Source organism: Mesorhizobium sp. Ca11 (assembly GCF_020165275.1).
In the GTDB taxonomy this organism is placed as follows: Bacteria; Pseudomonadota; Alphaproteobacteria; order Rhizobiales; family Rhizobiaceae; genus Mesorhizobium.
Window position 1 is genome coordinate 150,105 of record NZ_JAIUHU010000014.1, and the last position, 6,647, is coordinate 156,751.

Below are 6,647 nucleotides of genomic sequence, written 5' to 3' on the forward strand. Positions count from 1 at the left end.
TGGGCGAAAAGCGGCCTCGACAGCCAATCTCGCCCAAGTGGGGAAAAATGCCCTGCAGAGCAGATGGGGCGCCACGAACGGCCCTGTCAGAAGGAGACCTGTACAAGGACTGTCCGAGCAGCCATCGTCGCCGCATGAGCAACACTGCCGAATCCACTTATTTTGTCCTGCAGCAGATCGATCCTGCGACCGGTTCGGCTATCGCTGAGGCTCGAATCCGCGTCTTGGACCTGAAAAAGCTTAGCGCGGTTCTGGGTTGCGGCAACACACAGCTATCAGGCTCATGGGAATTGGACCCGGGAGATATTCAAAGGCTGGGCGCGATATGCATCCCACCTCGCGAGCTTGATCCGAGGCTCAATCGCATCGAGCCCTGGCATCCAATCCGCGAGACACCGTATCTCGTTCACACGAATTTCGAGCTGCCGCTGATGCTTGAAGGTCGCAAGCCTCTGGCGGTGTTCCAAGACGCCTATCCGGTGGAGTGGTTGACGGAAATGCTGGCCCGCTTCGACCCGTTCGTCCGTTCGGGTCGGTTGGTGCGCCGCATAATCGACACGCCCTTCACCGAGGCCGAGCGCGCCCGCTTCCCAAAGTTCGAAAGATGGCGGCGCGCCCTCTTCGCACTCTCCGGCGAAGAATGGCGAATAGACGCATATCTGCTGGCATCGAAAGTCTCCGCCAAGATCGGCTGGAACGAAGCCCTCGAACGGATGGAGGGCTCGCTTCTCGGCTATGAAGATTGGCAGAATGATTGGTGGGTTGAGCGTAGAGCACGAGGGCGAGAGGCGGGCATTCGTCCGGAAAAATGAATAGCGCCCTTGGACACCTGACAGGCCGGCTGGACAGCCCCCTGGCCTGCCGGCCATCTCCCCCGCAAGGAGGAAGATTGGCAGTTCCTGCGACGGCACCCTCTCTGCAGCGTCAGCGATTGGCAAAAGCCGTCGCGACATCCAATCTCCCCCTTGCGGGGGAGATGCCCGGCAGGGCAGAGGGGGGTGTGACGGAACGCAGCTTCTGTAAGGAAATTCGATCCCCATCATGCTCCACCTCGTCGAAGCCTCGATAGCCGACCTGCGCCACGCGCTGGAAAATGGCACCGTCACCAGCGTCGAGCTTGTCGCTGCGTATCTGCGGCGCATCGCCCATTACGACCGCCACGGCATCACGCTCAACGCCGTGCCCATCCTCAACCCGAAGATGTTCGAGGAGGCCGAAGCGTCCGACCGGCGCCGGCGCGAGGGCAAGACGCTCGGATCGCTCGACGGCATCCCCTACACCGCCAAGGACAGCTACAAGGCTGAGGGGCTGACGGTGGCGGCCGGGTCGCCGGCCTTCGAGCATCTCACGGCGAACGAGGACGCCTTCACCATCGCTAGGCTGCGCGCCGCCGGCGCGGTGCTGATCGGCCTCACCAACATGCCGCCGATGGCCAATGGCGGCATGCAGCGCGGCGTCTATGGTCGCGCCGAAAGTCCGTACAACAAGGATTTCCTCACCGCCGCCTTCGCCTCCGGCTCCTCCAACGGCTCGGGCACCGCGACCGCCGCCAGCTTCGCCGCCTTCGGGCTCGGCGAAGAAACGTGGTCGTCCGGGCGCGCGCCCGCCTCCAACAACGCGCTGGTCGCCTACACGCCTTCGCGCGGCGTGATCTCGGTGCGCGGTAATTGGCCTTTGGTGCCGACCATGGATGTGGTCGTGCCGCATACGCGCAGCATCCCCGACATGCTGGAGCTGCTCGATGTGATCGTCGCCGACGATGCCGAGACGCGCGGCGATTTCTGGCGCGTGCAGCCCTGGGTGCAAATCCCGAAAGCCTCGGCGCTACGGCCGGCGAGCTACACCGCGCTTGCCGTGCAGGGTGCGCTCAAGGGCAAGCGGCTCGGCGTGCCGAAAATGTATATCGGCAAGGATGACGGCGCGGAGCGCCCGATCGAGACGCGCGCCTCGGTACTTGAGCTCTGGCGGCAGGCGGCGCGCGACCTTGAATCACTCGGCGCCGAGGTGGTCGAGGTCGATTTCCCTGTCGTCTCCAACTACGAACGCGACCGGCCGGGCGCGCTGTCGATGGTCGACCGCGGCCTTGTGCCGCCGGAATTCGCCGAACGCGAGATCTGGGACCTGTCCATCTGGTCCTGGGACGATTTCCTGCGCGCCAATGCCGATCCGGCCATCCCCGATCTCGCTTCGGTCGACGGCGCAAAGATCTTCCCGCAGCCGCCGGGCACGTTGCGCGATCGCTATGGCGATGCCGATTTCGACCTGGCGCAGTATGTCGAGCGGGCGAAGCGGGGCGTGGCGCCGCTCGCGGACATTCCCACCATCGAGGCGGGCCTGAAAGGCCTGGAAGCAACGCGCCGCGCCGACTTCGAAGACTGGCTCGATGCCAACCGGCTCGACGCCGTGGTGCTGCCGGCGGTCGCCGATGTCGGTCCGGCCGATGCCGACATCAACGAGGCTTCCGCCCGGCTTGCCTGGCGAAACGGCACCTGGGTCGCCAACGGCAATCTGGTCTGGCGGCATCTCGGCATCCCGACGGTGACGGTGCCGATGGGCACCATGGCCGATATCGGCATGCCCGTCGGCCTCACCTTCGCCGGCAAGGCTTATGACGACGTGGCATTGCTGATGATCGCCGGTGATTACGAGCGCTCCACAAGGCGCCGCACCGTTCCGCCGCGCACGCCGGCGCTGGCCGATGATGTGTTCGAGGCCAGGGGCGCGGCAAGTCGTGTTGGCGATCCCCCGCTCACGCTGGCGCTCACGGCTGAGACGATCCGCGCCGGCGACACCGATGAGATCGCGATCGCGCTGGAGACCGGCGACGCGGCGGTGGTGAAAGTCCACGTCAACGGCGAGCCGGTTTCCATGCAAGGCAGCGCTAACCGATTCACCGTTCGCGTGATCGTGCCGGCCACGACCCATCAAGGCTTCCACAGCGTCTGGCGCGGCGCCTATGGTTCGATCGTCACGGCCATTGTAAGGTCGCCGGATGGGCGCGTCAGCGGGGCATATACGGTGACGGGTGGGATTGGATAGCTTCCTCCCCCACAAGCGGAGAGGAGAAGATCGAGCTACTCGGTCCAATCCACCACCAGCGCCACCACCCCGAACAGCGCTCCAACCGCGCACACCGCGTTCCAGCCGCCCCAGGTCCAGGCGATGCCGGCAAGCAGCGAGCCGATCGCGCCGCCGATGAAGAAGATGCCGACGAACAACCCGTTGATGCGGCCCCGTGCCTTGGGCTGCAGGAGATTAACCGCACGGCGGCCCAGCGTCTGGTCGCCGGTGACGCCGAAATCGAGCAGCACGGCGCTGACACCCATCAGGATGAGCGGCAGCCATGCCCCGGCTTTGGTCGCCCCGGCCCATGCGGCGAGGCCGAGCGCCGCAATCAGCACGAGATGGCAGAGGATCGTGGCGGTGCGCGTAAAGCCGCGGTCGCCGGCGCGGCCGAAGATCGGCGTCACAGCCGCGCCGCCGGCGCCGACAAATGCGAACAGCGCAATGCCTTTCTGGCCAAGGTCGAAAGGCGGGGCGGACAGGCGTAGCGCCACCGCCGTCCAGAACACGCTGAAAGCCGCCATCACCAGGCACGCGGTGAAGGCACGACGCCGCAGCACCGGTTCCTGACCCAGAAGTCCGACCAGAGAGGCGATGAGCCCCGCATAGCTCGCATGCGCCAGAGGCTTGCGCCTTGGCAAAGCGAGGCCGAGCAGGATGGCGAGCAGCCCAAGTGCCGCGGCGCTGATGCCGTAGAAGGCGCGCCAACCGAAGGCGTCGGCGACGAGGCTGGCGATCGGACGCGAGAGCAGGATGCCGATCATCAGCCCGCTCATCACGTCACCGATAACGCGCCCGTCCTGTCCCGGCGGCGCCATCGAGGCCGCGACCGGCACCAGCACCTGGATGCAGGAACAGGCCGCCCCAAGCACGAACAGCACGGCAAGCAGCGAGGCGGCCGACGGCGCGAATGAAGCGACCGCCGCCGCCAGCGCGGCCGCGCACAGCATGCGCAGCACCAGCACACGGTTCTCGACCAGGTCAGACAGCGGCACCAGGAAGAACAGTCCGGCCGCATAGCCGAGCAGGGTGGCCATTGATACTAGGCCGCTTTCCGATGCCGCCGCGCCCAGCGACGGTCCGATCAGCCCGACCAGCGTCTGCGGCGCGAACAGATTGGTGACGATGATGCCGACCGAAGCGGCGAACAGCAGCGTCTGGGATCGCGTGATCGTGCCGCCGCCGGCATGCGGCGACGGATCGGCGAACTCGGCCGTCGCGATCCGGGCGTTGTCTGTTCCGTTCATGGGTAGCCTCGCTGTTTGAATATCTCGCGAGGACTTTATTCGCGCTGATCATAATGCTACAATTGAAATTATTTGATAATGATTATGCGAGATACGCATGAACATCCATGACCTCGAAGCCTTCGTCGCCGTCGTCGAAACCGGCTCCATCGTCGGCGCCTCTGCCAGGCTCAATCTCACCCAGCCCGGCGTGACGCGCCGGGTGCAGAATCTCGAGGAGCGGCTGGCGACGCCTTTGCTCGACCGCCAGTCGAAGCCGCTCAAACCCACCGCATCGGGTCGCGAGGCCTATGAGCATAGCCGTCGGCTGCTGCGCTCGCTGGAGGATCTGAAGGCGGGCGTCTCGCCGGCCGGCGAGGTGAGGGGCGAGTTCCGCCTCGGCATCATGCCTTATCTGTCGACCAGCGCGCTGTCCGAGCCGCTCGACAGTCTTCGCGCGGCCTTCCCGCAATTGACGCTGAATATCACCTCCAGCCTGTCGCCGCGCCTGGTGGAGCAGGTGCTGCACAGCGAGATCGACGCGGTCGCCGTCTGTCTGGCCGAGGGCGTCGCGCCGCCGCCGGAGCTCGTCGGCGACGATCTCGGCGTGCAGGCGGTGCTGCTGGTGGCTTCGCCAGGCCTCGGCGTGCCGAAGCCGGCCGAGCTCAACGATCTCGCGCGCTACCCCTGGGTGCTCAACGAAACCGGCTGCGGTTTCCGCGCGTTCATCCGCCATCGCTTCGAGGCGGCGCGGCTGCCCTTCCATGTCGGCGTGGAGGCGCAGGGCGCGGATCTGAGGATGTCGTTGGTGGCGCGCGGCCACGGCATCGGCGTCGTCACGCCCGGCGCGCTGTCGGGCAGCCAATGGCGCGACGCGGTCGAGGTGGTCGACTGCCCCGGCTTCAAGCCGCAGGTGCGCTGTTGGCTGCTCCACCGCCCGCCGGCCGGCAGGCTGGCGCGTCCGATCGCGGTGTTCCGCGACGCGCTGGCGGAGGCGCTGAAGGGGCCGATGCCGCTGATGTCGTAGAAGCCAGGTGCCTTATCTTCCCCCTGACAGTGGAAAAAGCGATTTCAACATCTTGGCAAAGCGAAGTGTTAGAGACTGCCAGAGGGAGTGGGTTGCACCGTCCGTCGAGTTCGCTATCTCCGGGTCTTGTGATCGGGGCAGGGAGGCGAGCCACGAATCCCAAAACTTCTGCTGCATCGAGACGAACACGGGCATCACGTCATAGCCATCGTCAAATATATTGACTAAGTCGCTCCTCTTGGGACGCTCGCCCGTTTTCACTTTGCAGACCACCAATCCTCGACTCATCTCTGTCACGGTGCCTTCAGGGAAAACATTGGCGCTCGCGCCATAACAAAAGGGTAGTAGTCCTTCCACTTCGAGCCGATTGCGGATTTGGCATAGGGCTTCGAAATAGTCGTCTTCTTCAGCAGCGATGACTTTATTGCGATAGCTGCAGGTGAGCCTGCATCGGGTCCCCGCATCGTGCGGCGTGAACACCGCCTGCTCGTCACCTCCCGTGCCTCCTCCGATCAGGAATACGGTGTATTGTTCATCCATTGTCATCCCCCGATCTCTCGATCATCTTAGTTGTGATTAATCCTGAATGCAACTCAAAATTGTAGATGGTTTGCGCGAGTTCATGCTTGTTGGCTCCTGCCTCGTCCTTGACCCGCCCCCCACCCACGCTATCTTCGCGCCATGCCAGACACAGCCCCCTCCGCCGCCGCGCCGCTGATCGTCATCGACCTGCAGACCGGCATGTTCGACGGTCGGTTCGATCCGCCGATCCATGACGCCGACACGATCGCCGAGCGTGCCCGTCGGCTGATCGACTGGGCACGGCGTTCCGGCCGCAAGGTGGCGTTTATCCGCCATGACGGACCGGAAGGCGATCCGCTGGCGCCGGGCGCTTCCGGTTGGCCGGTATGGCCGCTGCTCGGTCAGGCCGCCGACGAACCGACCTTCGGCAAGACCGTCGGCAACGCCTTCTCGAATCCCGAACTCGTTGAATGGGTGGCGGGACACGGCGCGAAGGACGTCGTGCTCCTCGGCGCCCAGACTGATTTCTGCGTCGCCGCCACCGTGAAGGGCGCCTTTGCCGAGGGATTTGGCGTCACCGTGGTTTCGGACGCGCATTCGACGCTGGATTCTGTGGAGGAAAACGCGCCCGACATCATTGCCCGCCACAACGAGGCTTTCGCGGGGCAGGGCGTGCGGATGGCGACGACGGCGGAGTTGATCGAAGGCTGAGCGCGCCTTCACCTTCTCCCGTTGTGAGGGCTTTGCACGGGAGAGTGAATTCTGTTTGTTGGGCTAATGAGGCGTTTTTTGAAGGCCATGGGAGCGGT

General features: G+C 64.9%; 6 protein-coding genes. 4 read left to right on the plus strand and 2 right to left on the minus strand.

Going from position 1 to position 6,647, the window contains the following annotated elements:
* Positions 1-134 precede the first annotated feature (134 nt).
* On the plus strand, positions 135-812 hold the full coding sequence (locus LB538_RS22915; RefSeq protein ID WP_224529383.1) for a hypothetical protein: 678 nt from the start codon (positions 135-137) through the stop codon (positions 810-812).
* A gap of 229 nt (positions 813-1,041) precedes the next feature.
* Positions 1,042-3,039 carry an amidase gene (locus LB538_RS22920; RefSeq protein ID WP_224529381.1) on the plus strand — a complete coding sequence of 666 codons (1,998 nt, stop codon included), beginning with the start codon at positions 1,042-1,044 and terminating at the stop codon, positions 3,037-3,039.
* Positions 3,040-3,074: 35 nt separating this feature from the next.
* Here LB538_RS22920 and LB538_RS22925 read toward each other — a convergent pair whose 3' ends face one another.
* Entirely contained in the window at positions 3,075-4,310 is a 1,236-nt protein-coding gene (locus LB538_RS22925) for an MFS transporter (RefSeq protein ID WP_224529379.1), read from the minus strand.
* A 97-nt stretch (positions 4,311-4,407) separates the two neighbouring features.
* Here LB538_RS22925 and LB538_RS22930 point away from each other — a divergent pair, with 97 nt between their 5' ends.
* On the plus strand, positions 4,408-5,316 hold the full coding sequence (locus LB538_RS22930; protein WP_224529377.1) for a LysR family transcriptional regulator: 909 nt from the start codon (positions 4,408-4,410) through the stop codon (positions 5,314-5,316).
* A 12-nt stretch (positions 5,317-5,328) separates the two neighbouring features.
* On the opposite strand, the gene LB538_RS22935 is transcribed toward LB538_RS22930, so the two are convergent.
* Positions 5,329-5,856, minus strand: a complete 528-nt coding sequence (locus tag LB538_RS22935) for a hypothetical protein (protein WP_224529357.1) — start codon at positions 5,854-5,856, stop codon at positions 5,329-5,331.
* Positions 5,857-5,997: 141 nt separating this feature from the next.
* On the opposite strand from LB538_RS22935, the gene LB538_RS22940 reads away from it, so the two are divergent.
* Positions 5,998-6,549 carry a cysteine hydrolase family protein gene (locus LB538_RS22940; RefSeq protein ID WP_224529354.1) on the plus strand — a complete coding sequence of 184 codons (552 nt, stop codon included), beginning with the start codon at positions 5,998-6,000 and terminating at the stop codon, positions 6,547-6,549.
* Positions 6,550-6,647 lie beyond the last annotated feature (98 nt).

Coding starts and splice junctions, on each gene's coding strand:
- LB538_RS22935 (WP_224529357.1), bottom strand. CDS start 5,856: ATGGATGAACAATACACCGTATTCCTGATCGGAGGAGGCACGGGAGGT.
- LB538_RS22920 (WP_224529381.1), top strand. CDS start 1,042: ATGCTCCACCTCGTCGAAGCCTCGATAGCCGACCTGCGCCACGCGCTG.
- LB538_RS22925 (WP_224529379.1), bottom strand. CDS start 4,310: ATGAACGGAACAGACAACGCCCGGATCGCGACGGCCGAGTTCGCCGAT.
- LB538_RS22940 (WP_224529354.1), top strand. CDS start 5,998: ATGCCAGACACAGCCCCCTCCGCCGCCGCGCCGCTGATCGTCATCGAC.
- LB538_RS22930 (WP_224529377.1), top strand. CDS start 4,408: ATGAACATCCATGACCTCGAAGCCTTCGTCGCCGTCGTCGAAACCGGC.
- LB538_RS22915 (WP_224529383.1), top strand. CDS start 135: ATGAGCAACACTGCCGAATCCACTTATTTTGTCCTGCAGCAGATCGAT.